The organism is Microcoleus sp. PH2017_34_RAT_O_A (genome assembly GCF_020737885.1).
GTDB lineage: Bacteria > Cyanobacteriota > Cyanobacteriia > Cyanobacteriales > Microcoleaceae > Microcoleus.
Genome location: NZ_JAEQDD010000082.1, coordinates 17883 through 31606, shown reverse-complemented (window position 1 = coordinate 31606; position 13724 = coordinate 17883). Strand labels below are relative to the sequence as shown.

Sequence of the window (13724 nt, the reverse complement as noted above, 5' to 3'; positions counted from 1 at the left end):
GAGTAAAATAGAGTTAAAGTTCTCGTGGAGTATTGGCAATGGTTCAAACCCTGACGTACAGTAAAGAAGAGCTTGCAGGTTCTCACCTCGTTTTACATGATATCAGTTGGGAAACCTACGAACACTTGTTAGAAATATTTGCGGAACGTTCAACGCCGCGCATGACTTACTATCAGGGAACTTTAGAACTCATGGTACCTTTACCAGAACATGAGAGGTATAGCTGGACTCTCGGGCGGCTAATTGTAGCACTTTCTGAGGAACTAGGACTAGAGATTATCGGATTAAAATCATCTACTTGGCGTTCGGAACCGAAAAAAGCTGGCAACGAAGCTGATGAATGTTTTTATATCCAAAATGAAGCTTTAATGCGGGGAAAGTTAACTATCGATCTCAAAAATGACCCGCCGCCAGACTTAGTTGTGGAAATGGATTTGACTAGCTCATCTATTAATAAAATGGCGGTTTATGCGGAACTTAAAGTGCCGGAAGTTTGGATTTGGAAGAAAGGAAAACTAATAATTAACATTTTAACTGATACGGGTTATGCCGAGTCGGAAACGAGTTTGGCATTTGCCTCGTTTCCTGTCAAAGAACTCGCACAGTTTATGAATTTAGACTCAGAAAAGGGAGAGAATGCGAGAATTAGAGAGTTTAGAGAGTGGGTGCGATCGCGCTTACAGAATCAGCTACCCTAGGGAAACGGTAGTGCCACCTCCGGCGCGAGCACGGATACGAACACGGCATAATACCCGGCGGTTGAAACCGCGTCTATACAGACAAAACCCGCCTCCGCGGGTTGAAGAAGACCGGGCAGTTGAAATTATCTTATTTTCTTCAGTCCGCGGAGGCGGACTTCGTTTGTGTAGACGCGGTTTCAACCGCCGTTTCATCTTTGCACATACTGTTTCAACACGGGATTCAAACTAAACAAAGTTATCTTTTCCTCTTCTATTGCATCCAATAAAAACCGATTTCCCAGAGATCGCACTGCATTAACTATTTCAGACGGCGAAAATGGTATTTTGTTGAAAAATTGCGACACAGCAACGGGTTCAGGTTGATTAGCCAGGTGAATCATCACTGCCAACTCTGCCGGAGTCAAACGCCCAAAAGGTTGAGATAACTGAGATTGCAACCCTTCATCTAAAATCGGCATTTCGCACTGCAAAAACTCCGAAACTCTCCCCCCAAATAACTCTCGAATCAGCGTTGCAGTCAACTCCAACCACAGAGGATTTCCTTGATAAAGATCGATCAAAGTTGACCATGTTTCCTCATCGGATAACTTTTGTGATTTCAAAATCTCTTTAGCAGCTTCTCCTAAACTTCCCAATACAAAACACCGCACGGGACGATCCTCTTTTGATAATCTAGCAATTTCTCTGGGTTTTTCCCAACTATTCAATATCAAACAACTTTGATGACAAACTTCGGCAATTAGTTTAAAAAATAACTGATAATCTTCATATCCAGTTTTGTATTGTCCTGCGAGTTGTCCGCTGCTAAAAAGCATCTGCACGTCATCGAGGACAATCAGACATCGGTATTTTCGCAGGTAATCGAGGATTTGGGAAATTTTGGTTTCGATGCTGTGGGGAGTTTCTGATTGTTGCGAAAAGATTTGCAGCAGGTGGGTGAGGGTTGCGTCTAGGGTTGGGGAAAAGCGGAGGCTGCGATAGATGACGTAATCGAATTGGGTCTTGATTTGGTGAATTAGGCGGAGGGAGAGGGTTGTTTTGCCGATTCCGCTGATTCCGAGGAGTGCGATTAGGCGTGTGCGATTATCGCCCGTTATCCAGTTTTCGAGGGTGGAGAGTTCGGAAGTGCGATCGAAAAAGGTGAATATTTCGGGTGCGTCGCCTAAGTCTATGTGGAGTTGTTTAGAAGTTTGTTGGGAGTTTTGCGGTTCTGTTGGACTTCTCGCCCTTTCTTGGCAAATATTGACGTTATTAACTGTTATATTATCGCTACCGATAGTTGATTGATAATTGTTAAAATTTGCTTTTTTAAAAATTGCTCTAAAATTTCTTTTAGTAATCTCTTCTCCGAATCCCTTTGAGAGTATTTGCCATAATTCCGAACCGATATCTCTAGTATGACCTTCACTGGAATGAGTGGCTTCAGCAATTTGTGGGTATGTCCGACCTTGGAATGTCCCTTCAAGGATAGCTTTTTGCAGATAGTCTAGATGTTCTCCCGTCTTCGCGAAGATTAGTTCGTCGGCGAGTTTTAAGACTTCTGCGATTTCCATAGGTAAGTCGTGTGCTGCGATTTGTCGTATTATATCCGATCTTTCCGACATTTCCGACAAGATTCCGATATTTCCGACAAGATTCCGACATTTGCGATCGGGCTGTCTTGGGAAAGTCCCGACATTTCCGACTGACGGCTTAGCAGAAAATATACCTTGATGACTGTATCGTCTGCTGTACAAACGGGCGATCGGTAAATTATTGCAATAAATTTAAAAAGTAAAGTAATATGGATGACCAAAAAGCAGCACAATTCATTGAATTTCTTGAAAGAAAGGTGCAAGCACTTAGGGGACAACGGCTAGTATTTTTTGTTATTGGTCGTGCAGGTTGGGGTAAATCTAGCACGGTAAACTCATTAGTAGGTCAAGATGTATGTGAAGTTAGCGATCATGAGACAACAACAACAGATATTACTGGGTTTAATTTTGAAATGAATGGTGTTAAAGCAATAATATTTGATACTCCTGGTCTTTGCGATGGTAGTGGAAACGATCGTATATACATAGAGAAGATACGTTCCGAAATCAAAGAGCCTGATTCTATGTTATATGTAAACAGGCTCGACGAAACTCGAATCACAGACAATGATAAGCGAGGAATCAAAATTATTTCAGAAGCATTGGGTATAGAATCATGGAAACACGCTGTTATAGTTTTCACTTTTGCTGATAAGCTTAGTGCTTCAGAGTATCAAAAAAAATTAACTAAGAGAACACAAAGTGTTCGACAAGCAATAGCCGAATGCATAAAAGATACGGATATAGCATATCAGATTCCAGCAGTTGCAATAGTTAATAAGAATGACACAACACCTGATGGTAAAAGTGACAGAACACCAGACGGTAAGGAATGGCTTGGAGAATTTTTTACAGTAGTAGCGGAGCGTGTATCTATGAAAGGTATGATTGCTTTACTAAGTTTTTTGACTCCGAGTATAACAAAGCGAACCCGTTTTAACAAGGCACAAAAAGCTATTATTAGAAGAAAATTTGTTGAGGCAGTTTTGCAGTCAATGGGAACAGCGGCGGGATTTGGAGCTGCTGTGGCCGGACTTTTAAACGCTCCAATAATAATAGGTTTTTCAGGAGCTGGAATAGTAGGAACTCTGATAGGAGCCTGGTTATCTAGGTATGATGATGAGTAAACCGATCGCCCTTATCTTCCCAAAGTGCGATCGCCCTTCTTTTACCTAATCAAATGGATTTAATATAGTTAACCCATCAACGCGCTTAAAATCCTTAGCATTCCGAGTTACCAAGACACATCCCTCAACTAAAGCACAGGCTGCAATTACACCATCACCTAGTTTCAAGCGATAATCTCTACGAATTTGGGCTGCACTATCTAAAACTGATTCTGTCAATGATACGCACTTAAGAAGCCTCAAAAATTCTCGCATCTCATTCGCTTGTTCTTCTGTCAGTGCCGGGTAACAAAGTAACTCCACCCAACTAATCGGACAGTAAAATGCCTCTGCATCTCCAGCTTCAATTTCATCAAATATAGGCTGAACTTCCGGCCCATCATTGAAGTAGTAAATCAGGATGTTGGTATCGAGAAGATATTTATTAATCATCCCATTCTGCTCTAAGTTGCAACTGGAATTCCAAAGCATCCACACGCTTAGGTAAAAAACCTCGCCATCTCTTTAAATTTTTCCTGGGCAATCTTTCACTGGTACCCTGAATATGGGGTGTTACCCGATCGCGCATCAATGCTGACAATACTTCTAAAAGCTGCTGTTGCTCGTCAGGAGTGAGACTTTGAGCCTGACTCAGTACCTCGCTATAAGTAGACATAGGCTTTATGTTGATATTTTTGGGCTGATTGTCATTATAGCAATTTAGGATCGAAGGAAGTGCGATCGCCCTTTTCTTTCCAACACCAAACTAATTAACATCCTATATAAGCGGTTTTCTAAACCGATATCCATCAGGTTCTACAACCACAAATGCCCCTTTTAGTTCTACTTCAGAGTAATTTTCAATAACTCCTGCTAGTTCCTTGTGAACTTCATTCACCATTTTAGGTAAGACTCGAAGGTAAATTACACCTGTTCCGATCGCCCTCACAAAAACAAGATTTCCGTAATCTCTGTCTCGCGTAACCAGGATGCGATTTTCTGCTTGGGCTATTCTCAGTATTTCTTCATCACTTGCTTGCGCTAAACCCATTTAAGCAACAACAATTACATCATGTCCTGCATCAATCAAAAACTTTGTGGTGACAGCGTACACATCTTAGTCTATCAGAAATTTCATAATTTAAGCTAATGTCAAATGCACATCGACCGCCGCCACCAGTGCGATCGCATAGTCTCGGATAATTTCTCCAAAAGAAAGCCCTTCATTTAGTAATTCGAGAACGCTCTGTACAGTAATGCGCGTACCCACTATGCAAGGCTTACCGAAGTGAATTTGAGGGTTGACGGAGATTCTGTCCATTTTGACCACAGAGCTATATGTCTCTTCTATTTTAAGTCATCAGATAGGCGATCGCAACTTGTCTCTTTTCACCAGCGAGCCGATCGCCATTTTTTCCCAAAAGTGCGATATTATTCATCCCTACCAGGGAAGTGGACGATCTTGACGCAATTCTCGCTGCCATTCCACAGGATCGATAATATCAGCAAAGACATTACTTGCTGCAATTTTTTCCAATATTTCAACTATTCTCTGACGGCGAAGCTCAGCACTTAAAGTCGATCGCTCTTCTTGCAAAGTAACGTAAACTTTGACAGGCTCATCGCCCTGTTTTGGAACCTCATTAGCCCATTCTAAAAGGTTTCCCTTCAATATAGCCTCAAATATTCGCTGCATAGCTAATATCAACTATTCTTTATTTTTATTATTATAGCTCTTGATGACTGCCTCGCCCCTTTTCTTTCCTCTCTTACTCATCCCATTCTGCTCTAAGTTGCAACTGGAATTCCAAAGCATCCACACGATACGGCAAAAAACCGCGCCATCTCTTTAAATTTTTCCTGGACAATCTTTCACTGCTACCCTGAATATGGGTTGTTAGGCGATCGCGCATCAAAGCTGACAATACTTCTAAAAGCTGCTGTTGCTCGTCAGGAGTGAGACTTTGAGCCTGACTCAGTACCTCGCTATAAGTAGACATAGGCTTTATGTTGAGATTTTTTGGCTGATTGTTATTATAGCAATTTAGGAGCTAGGGAAGCGCGATCGCCTTTATCTTTCCAAAGTGCGATATTATTCATCCCTACCAGGAAGTGGACGATCTTGACGCAACTCTCGCTGCCATTCCACCGGATCGCTAATATCCTCAAAGACATTACTTGCTGCAATTTTTTCTACCAACAGCTTCAATTTGAGTTCTTGGGAGGATATCCCCCGATCGCGACCAGCTTTATAATCTTGCCAAGCAGCTTCACTCTCTGCTATTTCTTCTGCTGAAATCACTTCATCATCTTCTGCAACTTCTTCTCGTAACTGAATCATTTTTTTCAAGTCTTCTAATAACCGCAGTTGGTCTGCAAGCGTGAGGCTTTTAACTTGATTCAGTACCTTGCTATAAGTAAACATAGACTTGGTTGTAAGAGTTTTTGCTTGCTCTCTATTATATCTCAATTTACAATTCTGGGAAATGCGATCGCCCTTTTATTCCCAAAGTGCGATCGCTCTTATACTATCTTGCACAATTTGTTGGCTGCTGCGAATTCACCTCAAAGGCGATCGCAAACTCCACTTGCGGCAGCAATCTTTTGATAATCCGCAAGTGTTCCTCGCCGTCGTTTCGGCGGCGAAAACGCGCCACAGTCAGGCGTTGCAGGTTGGGCAGGTGACGGTAAATCACCCACGGGTAAAGTTGTTGTTTGTAGTTCATCCTAGTTCTGCCATAGATTGCGGGCAAAATGAGACACTAGAAAGGCAGGGCTGATTTCCCGTACTCTGCCCTTTTGCTGTCTATATAGACATAGTGTCTGGACAAAATTGTCTTGTCAAGCGGTCTAGACACAATGTCAGATTTTGTAATGACAAAGCGAAGACAACCTCAAGAAGAAGCTGGCGAATCACTGCTTAAAAAACTGAGAGATGAGTTAGGAATGTCCCAAGAAGAATTTGCTCGGCAAATTGGGACATCGGTACGGACTGTGAGTCGCTCTTAAGCCGGAGATAACGTGCCGACATTCACAATTGCCCAAATGAAAGCTTTGGCAAATTTTTTGCGATCGCGTGGGTTAACTCTTGATGACTTGCCCGATCGCTTTGGCCCGCCTGAGTGAGGAGGTGAGAAAAATAGGATACGATCGCCCTCGATTTGCCTTCGATCGAACGAAAGAGGAGTATTTTCGCAGAGCGATCGCCCTTGATACTATATTATAAATAGATGGGAATATTGAGCCATGAATAACGTCAATTATGCTGGAATTAGCGATCGCAAATTAAAGCGATACATTCTCACCTACAGAGACGATCGCAAAGCTTTCTATGCCTATGTAGTGACTTTCAAAGCACAAACTATCGAGGAAGTTCGCCAATAATTTCCAAGTTCGATCGACGATGATAGAATTTTAGTCCGCTTGTGAGGCTGCTGCACCATTTTCAAAGTTAAACTCATTTTCAATTGATTCAAAAAATTGCGAAATCTGCTCAGTCGATGTGATGTGATAAACATTTTTGGTACTTCGTGCCCGATCGATATATTCGCGATATTTTGGGTTCAAATATTTGTCGCACAACCAAAGCACGCGGTAACTGGTAAGCGAACTCTTTAATATTGGGGTGTTTTCCGGCCAGCCTGCGGGTGGTTTAAAGTAACCCGACATCAGTCTTTTAGTCACCCACCAGAAATGCACGTATAGCGGTAGATCGATAAAAACCAGGGTATCCGCCTCATCAAGTCGCAGCCAGAGGGTTTCTATGCAACCAAACCCGTCAATAACCCATCTGTCAGTCTGCAAAATTTCTTGATGGGCGCGCTTAAAATCTTCCTTTGGAACCTCAGCGCCGCCCGATCGATATTGAATCTTGTCTAAGATGTGAAGGGGCAATCCAGTGATGTCCGATAATCTCTTGCTGAGAGTGGATTTACCGCCTCCGGTGTTGCCAAATACTGCTACTTTTTGCATAGCTACTCCTGCGCCCGAGTTCAAGTTTAATTTTAGCCGATCGACTTTGCGAACAAGTCCAGAGCGCGATCGACTTTTCGATACCGCTGCATTCTACAATAATTGAAAATGGTATGATTCCCCGGGTTCCGGCTGCTAGCGGCGAGGTGCGTACATAATCACCAAAACGCCCAGCAATGCAATCCACCCTCCTAGTAAATCGTATTTATCAGGAGCAACGCGATCGACAATCGGGCCTATACAAAAAGCAACAAAGATTGCATCATATTATGTCCGATCGAATGTCTTGCTGCTAACATTAAATCATTGATTTTTCCAGGGATTACTGCGATGGCTAAGTCTAAAACTTACATTGGCAAATTAAAACCTCGATATTCCTTCATGCTGAACCCGTATAGCGATATCCGGTTGAGCAAATGCCCGAAGTGTGAAAAACTGACACATCTGCGGAAATTTGCTTTGTTTATCTGGATTGAGGGCCTGGGCCCACTCATACAGGGAAAAACCTGTCGCTACTGCTCGAAATGCGAGTTAATTATGGCGCATCAAGATGAATTGGAGGCAGAATTGATATTAGGCTTGCAGAAAATCGCACCGCAGGCGATCGGCAATGACTATTTTGTTGTCGGAACCTTTGATAAAAAGGTGTGGCAGGGTGGACTCAAAAATGAAGAGAATTATTTGAACTCGGAAATGTTCAACTATTTGGCTGATTTCAAAACAATGCTGGATTTGGAGGTTGAACCGGGAGGTTGGTATCTAGAGTAGGTATTCGATTTGGGGAGTTGCTGGTGCGATCGTAGGGAATCGTCTCTTATAATTAAAGACTTAGCATTTTATTTTTGAGCAGGTACGTTGTTGCGCTTGGGCGCTCTTTTTGGGATATTGGAAAGAGCGCTAAAGCGCAACAACGTACCTGGACTTAATAGTTGTAGCAGCGAGAGTTATTACTGGCGACGCACATTATATTTAGAAAATCAATGGGGTAGGCACGCACCATCCACTACCCCTACAAATTGATTTAAATCATTTAGGATTGCTATATAACTTTGCTTTTTCGCCAACGATCGCAGCGATGGGAACCGCATAATGAATTTCATCGCCTCGAAAATGCGCGCCAATCCCCAGACTGTCAACACCAATATCTTCTCTAAAAAGTTGTCGCAGCTTATCATCATCGCCGGGGTTGGGGAAAGAAGCAGCTAACTGCTGTTCTAGTTCCAATTCTACTTTATAAAATGCTAATTTGACATTTTGCAGATTCGCATCTGCGACTAATTTCGGCAACTCTTCCAGAGTCAAGGCGCGAGTATGAGATGGATCGCGCAGCTTCTCAATATAGTTGTAAGCATCCACTTTTTCCGGTGGCATTGCCACATCAGCAATCAAAATGCGATCGCCCGCGCGACACACCCGAACCATCTCCGACAGCACAACATCGGGCTGCAAGAAGTGATGGAAAGCGTAACGACTCAGCACAATGGAAAAACTATCATCGGGAAACGGTAGCGTTTCGATATCGCCTTGCAGCCACGAGAGATTAGTCAAGTTTTTTTGCTCTGCCAAAATCTGGGCTTGTTCTAGCATTGCCGGTGTTAAATCGATGCCCGTAACGCGATTGGAAACTGCCGCAAAAGCACAAGCCACAATACCCGGGCCGCAAGCCACATCTAGAACTGTATCCTTGTCAGATATGCTTGCCATCTTCATCAGTAAATCGAGAGATTCTTGATTTGTGTGGCCGTACAAGTTAGAGAATGGTACAGCTTGACGGGTGAACTGGTCGATGATGGATTCGTGATATGCGGTCATAGTTAAATTCTGTCATTTTTTCTGACTAGCGGGTATAGTAGGAGTGACTTTTGCCACTCCTACAAAATTTATCTTATCCTTGTGGATTTTGTAATACACCACCTGCGAGAGCAGTTAAAATCGCCACGCCAAAGGCCAGCCGGTACCACACAAACACCCACGTATTCTGAGTTTGCAGGAACTTCATCAGCCAGGCGATCGAAATATAGGAAAAAATAAAAGCTGAAATTGTTCCGACTATCAAAGCTACAACTCCAGCGTCGCTGGCGCCTTCACCCAAAGCACTTTTCAATTCGACTAAACCAGCCAGAGTAATTGCCGGAATTCCTAACAAGAAAGAAAATCGGGCGGCGGCGGCTCTTTGCAATCCGAGGAACAATCCTGCTGTTAGGGTAGAACCCGATCGCGAAACACCAGGAATTATTGCCATTGCTTGAGCTAATCCCATTAAAATACCATCTTTGATATCTAATTTTTCGTAATCCCGTTCGCGCTTGCCAGTTTTTTCGGCGATCGCTAACAGCAGCGACATCACGATCGAAGCAATCGCGATCGCTCCCAAACTCCGCAGCGGTGATTTATCAAAATCTGGCACCAATATCTTGATTAACAATCCAAAAAATATAATTGGTATAGTTCCCAAACCAATCCCCAGCGCCATCCGAAACTCTTGGGATTCGTAGTCTGAGCGCCTAATAGCTTTAAATCCACCAATAGCTATATTTGTTAAGTCTTTCCAAAAATACCACAGCACTGCCACAATGCTGCCTAATTGAATGACAGCAGTATAAGCAACACCCGGATCGGCCCAGCCGAGGGCTAAAGGCACGACTTTTAAATGAGCGCTGCTGCTAATTGGCAAAAATTCCGTTAATCCTTGGACAATGCCTAAAACAATAGCCTGTAAGATATTAATTTGAGCTGGCCCGGAAGCCTCAGCAACGGGCGTTTGCGCGAATAAGTGAAGCAAAGCAATCATCATTTGTTGTCAGTTCCTAGTTGTCAGTTTCTATCTGTCAGTCACCAGCGATCGGTTGATATCAAATCCCGTGGATTGTACGGGATATCTGTAGGAACGCGGCAGTACCAAAGGAGTGTCAACTTAAGACTCAAACGTAGTCAGAGATTGCTGTTTGACTATAAAACTCAGATCCCCCCTAGCCCCCCTTCTTAAGGGGGGGACAAGAAATTACTCAAAGTCCCCCTTTTTAAGGGGGATTTAGGGGGATCTAGACTCGACTAAAAGCGAGATTTATCAAGGGTTTTAGTCTTAAGTTGAAACCAATGGGCAGTACCGTATCCCTACCCATAGTGTTGTCGATCGCCAATAAAAGCAGATTAAAATAGTTTGTCAAAAACCAATTTAACCTACTCAACTGTAAATACAGGCATTTGCTGATAAACTTAATAATGTTTTGCACGCTTTTTCGCCACTTTACAGCAACTGCCAACCACCTATGATATTTTCTGATTCCCAAAAATTAATTTTGATTGCAGCTTCAGGCAAACGCTGGCTGCGGCGAATCGTGTCTGCTAGTCTTTTAACTGTGGCGATCGCACTTAGCTTGATACTGCTCACCGGTCAGCCGCCCGCCTTCGCAACACTCACGGACGATCGCTTCGACGGCACCATCTTCGCTCTCTACGCCGGCAACGGTTCCCTCGTTCCTCCTAAAGTCAAGCTCACAGATTCTTTCAACCGCAAAAAACCCGCATTGTTAGTTTTTTACACTGACGACAGTAGCGACTCCAAGCAATACGCGATCGTTGTCTCAAACCTCCAGGAATTTTACGGCCGCGAAGCAGATTTTATGCCGATAAGCATTGACTCTTTGCCTTCGCAACCGTCACCAAAAATAACCGAACCCGGTCATTATTACGAAGGTTTCGTACCTCAAACTGTCATCCTCGACCAATCGGGAAAAGTAGTTTTTAATGAAAAAGGACAAATACCTTTTGAGAAGGTAGATGATGCCTTTCGGAAAGTATTCGAATTGCTTCCTAGAGAAAAATCGCTCCCGCTCAAGCGCCGTGTCGTGAACGAACTTAACATCGAATTGTCCAATAAATAGCTAAGGATCGCGAATTAAATAAGTTACAATTTTTATTGTTATTGTGGGATGGGCGTCCCGCCCGTCCAAAAAGAGCGGGCGGGACACCCCACAAACTTGTGTAAGTTATTTAATTCTCATTCCTAATAGCTAATCGCCTATTCAGGACTTACGCAATTTTATATAGGACGAACGGGTAGCCAGAAACCCGGTTTTTCACCAAAATATATCGTTGCAGGGCTGAATTCTGCCAAAAACCCGGTTTCTCGACTCTGACGAACGGGTAGCCAGAAACCGGGTTTTTTCACCAAAATTATTGGTTACAGCCCGTAATTCTGCCAAAAACCCGGTTTCTTGAGTCGGAGTGCGATCGCAAACTATCCTAATTTTTTCACGAATTATCAACAGCATCAAATGAAGCAAATTATAAAAATATTATTAATGACAGTTTTGACTGTACTTTTAGTTTTAGAAGCAGCCGAAGCAGGGCGATCGATAATTAGTGCTTTTGGCGATAGCAGTTCCCGCAAACCCCTAGCTTTAGAGCGATATACAGGTGTCGCCTACCTCGAACCGGTGCAGTGTACGGGTTCGGTGTTAACCGGAGGATTGTACGTACTCACGGCCGCCCACTGCCTCAATGAAGGCGGGGTCAAGGTTCCTGCTGGAACTGCTGTAACGGCAACTTTTAAATTGCCCAGCGGTCAAGTTACTATCCCTGTTAGCAACTATTATATCCATCCGGGATGGACTGGTTACGAATCAGAAGTCGGAAACGATATTGCTATTTTAAAGCTTAAAAAAACCGCACCGCGTACTGTGGAACAGTACGAAATTAACAGGAATAAAAATGAAATTGGCAAGGTGTTTACAAAAATTGGCTATGGATATATCGGCCTGGGTAATAAAGGACAAAATGAGAATTCTAATTCTGAGGCGAAACGATATGGAGGTCAAAACCGCTACGATGCACTAGGCGAAATATTCAAAAGTTCTACTGAATCTGATATGTCTGAATTAGTCTTGGGGAGTCAGTTAATTTTTGATTTTGATGACGGAACCGCCGAACACGATAGTTTGGGGAGGCATTTTCCTAAATTAGCCGATCGCGGTTTGGGGAAAAATGAAATAGCTACGGCTAGCGGAGATTCGGGCGGGCCTTCGTTTGTGGACGGGAAAATTGCGGGGATTAGTTCTTGGGGTTATAGCGATCGCGGATTTTTCAAAACAAATATCGGCGATATTGATAAAATTGACGATAATGGCAGTTTTGGCGAAATTTCCGGCGACACGCGGGTATCATTTTATGCTAATTGGATTGACAAAGTGACAGGTGGAAGATAGAAGGTAGAATTTAAAATATAGACATCAATTGTTTAAACTTTAAACCATGAGTAGAACCTTAATTCCTGTGATTCTGGCCGGCGGTAAAGGCGAACGTTTTTGGCCGCTGAGTCGCAAGCAGCGCCCCAAACAGTTTCTCAGTCTCGACGGTAGCGGCAAGAGTTTGCTGCAAGCTACAGCCGATCGACTATTAACATTAGGTAACGGCTGGGAAGATTTGTGGGTAGTAACATCGGAAATGCTGGCCGACGGAGTGCGGGAACAATTGCCGCTGCTACCTCCTGAGAATTTGCTGGCGGAACCGGAAGGCCGGGATACTGCGCCGGCGGTGGCTTGGAGTGCGATCGAAATTGCGAAACGTTACGGTGAGGATGCGGTTGTCGGGTTTTTCCCGGCGGATCACTGGATTGGGGAACCGGAGGAGTTTGTCAAGACTTTGGAGGCGGCGGCTGAATTGGCGACAAAGGAAAGTGCGATCGCCACTTTGGGAGTCAAGCCGAGTTATGCTTCTACTGGTTACGGCTACATCGAACAAGGCGAGGAAATTGGCAGTTTTGGCGGTTTTCCGGCCTATCGTGTGGCTAGGTTTACAGAAAAGCCCGATCGCGCCACCGCCGAGGAATTTGTAGCCAGCGGCAAGTTTAGTTGGAATGGCGGAATCTTTGTATTTAAAGTTGGCACTGTCTTGACAGAATTGCGAAATCATGTGCCGGAAATGATGGCAGCTTTGGAAGCAAAAGGCGCTGCTGCTTACTCGGAATTGCCGAAAATTAGCATCGATTACGCGCTGATGGAGAAGACGCAAAAAGCCTGTGTATTACCTGTAGGCTTTAGTTGGGACGATTTGGGTGACTGGAATGCGATCGCCCGTTTGTTGCAAGGAGACAAGCCGAATGTCGAGTTAGCAAAACACATCGGAATTGATACCAAAGACGCTATTTTCTATGCAGCGGATGAGAATGAAGTCATCGTCACCATCGGTTTAGAAGATGTCGTCGTTGTCAGAGATGGTAATGTGACTTTGATTGTGAAAAAAGACAGGACGCAGGAGATAAAACAGGTGATTAAAGTATTGGGAGAAGATGAGAAATTGAAAGATTTACTGTAACTAATTCCGTAGGGACACGGCACTGCCGTGTCCTTACTCGATATCTATAATTCTAG

Annotated in this window: 22 protein-coding genes; 9 read left to right on the top strand and 13 right to left on the bottom strand. The window is 43.6% G+C overall.

Features of this window, described 5'->3' with window-relative positions:
* The first annotated feature begins 38 nt into the window (after nt 1–38).
* The gene (locus JGK11_RS24135) at nt 39–698 is read left to right on the top strand and encodes a Uma2 family endonuclease (protein WP_293213151.1); all 660 of its coding nucleotides are present in this window, start codon (nt 39–41) and stop codon (nt 696–698) included.
* Between the two features lie 191 nt (nt 699–889).
* On the opposite strand, the gene JGK11_RS24130 is transcribed toward JGK11_RS24135, so the two are convergent.
* Nucleotides 890–2437 carry an ATP-binding protein gene (locus tag JGK11_RS24130; protein ID WP_366054007.1) on the bottom strand — a complete coding sequence of 516 codons (1548 nt, stop codon included), beginning with the start codon at nt 2435–2437 and terminating at the stop codon, nt 890–892.
* Between the two features lie 47 nt (nt 2438–2484).
* Here JGK11_RS24130 and JGK11_RS24125 point away from each other — a divergent pair, with 47 nt between their 5' ends.
* On the top strand, nt 2485–3402 hold the full coding sequence (locus JGK11_RS24125) for a GTPase (RefSeq protein WP_293189147.1): 918 nt from the start codon (nt 2485–2487) through the stop codon (nt 3400–3402).
* Nucleotides 3403–3447: 45 nt separating this feature from the next.
* On the opposite strand, the gene JGK11_RS24120 is transcribed toward JGK11_RS24125, so the two are convergent.
* The 8 genes from JGK11_RS24120 to JGK11_RS24085 form a co-directional block, all read right to left on the bottom strand.
* Nucleotides 3448–3834 (bottom strand): type II toxin-antitoxin system VapC family toxin, encoded by a 387-nt coding sequence (locus tag JGK11_RS24120; protein WP_293213149.1) that lies wholly within the window; start codon nt 3832–3834, stop codon nt 3448–3450.
* Nucleotides 3827–4057 carry a hypothetical protein gene (locus JGK11_RS24115; protein WP_293213147.1) on the bottom strand — a complete coding sequence of 77 codons (231 nt, stop codon included), beginning with the start codon at nt 4055–4057 and terminating at the stop codon, nt 3827–3829. The genes JGK11_RS24120 and JGK11_RS24115 overlap by 8 nt, the downstream gene beginning before the upstream one ends.
* A gap of 102 nt (nt 4058–4159) precedes the next feature.
* Entirely contained in the window at nt 4160–4432 is a 273-nt protein-coding gene (locus tag JGK11_RS24110; RefSeq protein ID WP_293213145.1) for a DUF5615 family PIN-like protein, read from the bottom strand.
* 90 nt (nt 4433–4522) lie between these two features.
* Nucleotides 4523–4702, bottom strand: a complete 180-nt coding sequence (locus tag JGK11_RS24105) for a DUF433 domain-containing protein (protein WP_293213142.1) — start codon at nt 4700–4702, stop codon at nt 4523–4525.
* A 120-nt stretch (nt 4703–4822) separates the two neighbouring features.
* Nucleotides 4823–5077, bottom strand: coding sequence for a hypothetical protein (locus JGK11_RS24100; RefSeq protein ID WP_293213140.1), 255 nt, complete (start codon nt 5075–5077; stop codon nt 4823–4825).
* 73 nt (nt 5078–5150) lie between these two features.
* The gene (locus JGK11_RS24095) at nt 5151–5381 is read right to left on the bottom strand and encodes a hypothetical protein (RefSeq protein ID WP_293189130.1); all 231 of its coding nucleotides are present in this window, start codon (nt 5379–5381) and stop codon (nt 5151–5153) included.
* A gap of 92 nt (nt 5382–5473) precedes the next feature.
* On the bottom strand, nt 5474–5806 hold the full coding sequence (locus tag JGK11_RS24090) for a hypothetical protein (RefSeq protein WP_293176700.1): 333 nt from the start codon (nt 5804–5806) through the stop codon (nt 5474–5476).
* Nucleotides 5807–5909: 103 nt separating this feature from the next.
* Nucleotides 5910–6107, bottom strand: coding sequence for a hypothetical protein (locus JGK11_RS24085; RefSeq protein ID WP_293189128.1), 198 nt, complete (start codon nt 6105–6107; stop codon nt 5910–5912).
* A gap of 148 nt (nt 6108–6255) precedes the next feature.
* Here JGK11_RS24085 and JGK11_RS24080 point away from each other — a divergent pair, with 148 nt between their 5' ends.
* The 3 genes from JGK11_RS24080 to JGK11_RS24070 all read left to right on the top strand — a co-directional run bounded on the left by JGK11_RS24080 (nt 6256) and on the right by JGK11_RS24070 (nt 6765).
* Entirely contained in the window at nt 6256–6390 is a 135-nt protein-coding gene (locus JGK11_RS24080; protein ID WP_293189126.1) for a helix-turn-helix transcriptional regulator, read from the top strand.
* Nucleotides 6391–6472: 82 nt separating this feature from the next.
* On the top strand, nt 6473–6607 hold the full coding sequence (locus tag JGK11_RS24075; RefSeq protein ID WP_293189124.1) for a hypothetical protein: 135 nt from the start codon (nt 6473–6475) through the stop codon (nt 6605–6607).
* A 20-nt stretch (nt 6608–6627) separates the two neighbouring features.
* The gene (locus tag JGK11_RS24070; protein WP_293206812.1) at nt 6628–6765 is read left to right on the top strand and encodes a hypothetical protein; all 138 of its coding nucleotides are present in this window, start codon (nt 6628–6630) and stop codon (nt 6763–6765) included.
* Nucleotides 6766–6795: 30 nt separating this feature from the next.
* Here JGK11_RS24070 and JGK11_RS24065 read toward each other — a convergent pair whose 3' ends face one another.
* Both JGK11_RS24065 and JGK11_RS24060 read right to left on the bottom strand, forming a co-directional pair.
* Nucleotides 6796–7353 carry an adenylate kinase gene (locus tag JGK11_RS24065; protein WP_293189120.1) on the bottom strand — a complete coding sequence of 186 codons (558 nt, stop codon included), beginning with the start codon at nt 7351–7353 and terminating at the stop codon, nt 6796–6798.
* Nucleotides 7354–7488: 135 nt separating this feature from the next.
* Nucleotides 7489–7611, bottom strand: coding sequence for a hypothetical protein (locus tag JGK11_RS24060; protein WP_293196790.1), 123 nt, complete (start codon nt 7609–7611; stop codon nt 7489–7491).
* A 72-nt stretch (nt 7612–7683) separates the two neighbouring features.
* On the opposite strand from JGK11_RS24060, the gene JGK11_RS24055 reads away from it, so the two are divergent.
* Nucleotides 7684–8121 carry a hypothetical protein gene (locus JGK11_RS24055; RefSeq protein WP_293200901.1) on the top strand — a complete coding sequence of 146 codons (438 nt, stop codon included), beginning with the start codon at nt 7684–7686 and terminating at the stop codon, nt 8119–8121.
* Between the two features lie 258 nt (nt 8122–8379).
* Here the strand turns inward: JGK11_RS24055 and JGK11_RS24050 are convergent, their stop codons facing one another.
* Together JGK11_RS24050 and JGK11_RS24045 are read right to left on the bottom strand one after the other, a co-directional pair.
* Nucleotides 8380–9165 (bottom strand): methyltransferase domain-containing protein, encoded by a 786-nt coding sequence (locus tag JGK11_RS24050; protein ID WP_293213138.1) that lies wholly within the window; start codon nt 9163–9165, stop codon nt 8380–8382.
* Nucleotides 9166–9238: 73 nt separating this feature from the next.
* The gene (locus tag JGK11_RS24045; protein ID WP_293176756.1) at nt 9239–10144 is read right to left on the bottom strand and encodes an undecaprenyl-diphosphate phosphatase; all 906 of its coding nucleotides are present in this window, start codon (nt 10142–10144) and stop codon (nt 9239–9241) included.
* 478 nt (nt 10145–10622) lie between these two features.
* On the opposite strand from JGK11_RS24045, the gene JGK11_RS24040 reads away from it, so the two are divergent.
* The 3 genes from JGK11_RS24040 (at nt 10623) to JGK11_RS24030 (ending at nt 13668) form a co-directional block, all read left to right on the top strand.
* Nucleotides 10623–11237, top strand: a complete 615-nt coding sequence (locus JGK11_RS24040) for a thylakoid membrane photosystem I accumulation factor (protein ID WP_293213136.1) — start codon at nt 10623–10625, stop codon at nt 11235–11237.
* Nucleotides 11238–11630: 393 nt separating this feature from the next.
* Nucleotides 11631–12560, top strand: coding sequence for a trypsin-like serine protease (locus JGK11_RS24035; protein WP_293176716.1), 930 nt, complete (start codon nt 11631–11633; stop codon nt 12558–12560).
* A gap of 46 nt (nt 12561–12606) precedes the next feature.
* Entirely contained in the window at nt 12607–13668 is a 1062-nt protein-coding gene (locus JGK11_RS24030; protein ID WP_293176718.1) for a mannose-1-phosphate guanylyltransferase, read from the top strand.
* Nucleotides 13669–13724: the final 56 nt, after the last annotated feature.

Coding starts and splice junctions, on each gene's coding strand:
- JGK11_RS24110 (WP_293213145.1), bottom strand. CDS start 4,432: ATGGGTTTAGCGCAAGCAAGTGATGAAGAAATACTGAGAATAGCCCAA.
- JGK11_RS24105 (WP_293213142.1), bottom strand. CDS start 4,702: ATGGACAGAATCTCCGTCAACCCTCAAATTCACTTCGGTAAGCCTTGC.
- JGK11_RS24125 (WP_293189147.1), top strand. CDS start 2,485: ATGGATGACCAAAAAGCAGCACAATTCATTGAATTTCTTGAAAGAAAG.
- JGK11_RS24035 (WP_293176716.1), top strand. CDS start 11,631: ATGAAGCAAATTATAAAAATATTATTAATGACAGTTTTGACTGTACTT.
- JGK11_RS24070 (WP_293206812.1), top strand. CDS start 6,628: ATGAATAACGTCAATTATGCTGGAATTAGCGATCGCAAATTAAAGCGA.
- JGK11_RS24045 (WP_293176756.1), bottom strand. CDS start 10,144: ATGATTGCTTTGCTTCACTTATTCGCGCAAACGCCCGTTGCTGAGGCT.
- JGK11_RS24055 (WP_293200901.1), top strand. CDS start 7,684: ATGGCTAAGTCTAAAACTTACATTGGCAAATTAAAACCTCGATATTCC.
- JGK11_RS24095 (WP_293189130.1), bottom strand. CDS start 5,381: ATGTCTACTTATAGCGAGGTACTGAGTCAGGCTCAAAGTCTCACTCCT.
- JGK11_RS24120 (WP_293213149.1), bottom strand. CDS start 3,834: ATGATTAATAAATATCTTCTCGATACCAACATCCTGATTTACTACTTC.
- JGK11_RS24135 (WP_293213151.1), top strand. CDS start 39: ATGGTTCAAACCCTGACGTACAGTAAAGAAGAGCTTGCAGGTTCTCAC.
- JGK11_RS24075 (WP_293189124.1), top strand. CDS start 6,473: ATGACTTGCCCGATCGCTTTGGCCCGCCTGAGTGAGGAGGTGAGAAAA.
- JGK11_RS24090 (WP_293176700.1), bottom strand. CDS start 5,806: ATGTTTACTTATAGCAAGGTACTGAATCAAGTTAAAAGCCTCACGCTT.
- JGK11_RS24030 (WP_293176718.1), top strand. CDS start 12,607: ATGAGTAGAACCTTAATTCCTGTGATTCTGGCCGGCGGTAAAGGCGAA.
- JGK11_RS24040 (WP_293213136.1), top strand. CDS start 10,623: ATGATATTTTCTGATTCCCAAAAATTAATTTTGATTGCAGCTTCAGGC.
- JGK11_RS24115 (WP_293213147.1), bottom strand. CDS start 4,057: ATGTCTACTTATAGCGAGGTACTGAGTCAGGCTCAAAGTCTCACTCCT.
- JGK11_RS24080 (WP_293189126.1), top strand. CDS start 6,256: ATGACAAAGCGAAGACAACCTCAAGAAGAAGCTGGCGAATCACTGCTT.
- JGK11_RS24050 (WP_293213138.1), bottom strand. CDS start 9,165: ATGACCGCATATCACGAATCCATCATCGACCAGTTCACCCGTCAAGCT.
- JGK11_RS24065 (WP_293189120.1), bottom strand. CDS start 7,353: ATGCAAAAAGTAGCAGTATTTGGCAACACCGGAGGCGGTAAATCCACT.
- JGK11_RS24085 (WP_293189128.1), bottom strand. CDS start 6,107: ATGAACTACAAACAACAACTTTACCCGTGGGTGATTTACCGTCACCTG.
- JGK11_RS24100 (WP_293213140.1), bottom strand. CDS start 5,077: ATGCAGCGAATATTTGAGGCTATATTGAAGGGAAACCTTTTAGAATGG.